The organism is Adlercreutzia equolifaciens, from assembly GCF_029076695.1.
Lineage (GTDB): Bacteria > Actinomycetota > Coriobacteriia > Coriobacteriales > Eggerthellaceae > Adlercreutzia > Adlercreutzia equolifaciens_A.
Genome location: NZ_JARFIK010000434.1, coordinates 1 through 298, shown reverse-complemented (window position 1 = coordinate 298; position 298 = coordinate 1). Strand labels below are relative to the sequence as shown.

At 63.8% G+C, this 298-nt stretch carries 1 pseudogene; it reads right to left on the bottom strand.

Going from position 1 to position 298, the window contains the following annotated elements:
- A pseudogene (locus PZH32_RS13050) lies at window positions 1–298 on the bottom strand (glucose-6-phosphate isomerase); the annotation flags it as partial.

Genomic DNA, 298 nt, shown 5'->3' with positions numbered 1-298 from the left:
GCGGAATGTCCTTGAGCTCGTCGGCGGACAGAATAAGGAAGACGCCCATGTTCGGGCCGCCCTTCTGCAGCTGGCCCGTGGAGTGCAGGTAGCGCGGCCCCACCTCCAGGCACGACACCACGCCGTAGGACTCGGCCACGCCATGGCGCATCTGCTCGATGGCCTCGCGACGGCCCTCTCCCGTATAAGGCAGGAAGGCGTTCAATGCGAAGAAATCGCCCGGCTGAATGGAGGACAGCAGCGCGTACAGCGTCTCGTGCAGCTCCTCGCAACCCTCGAACATAGGCGCGTAACTAAC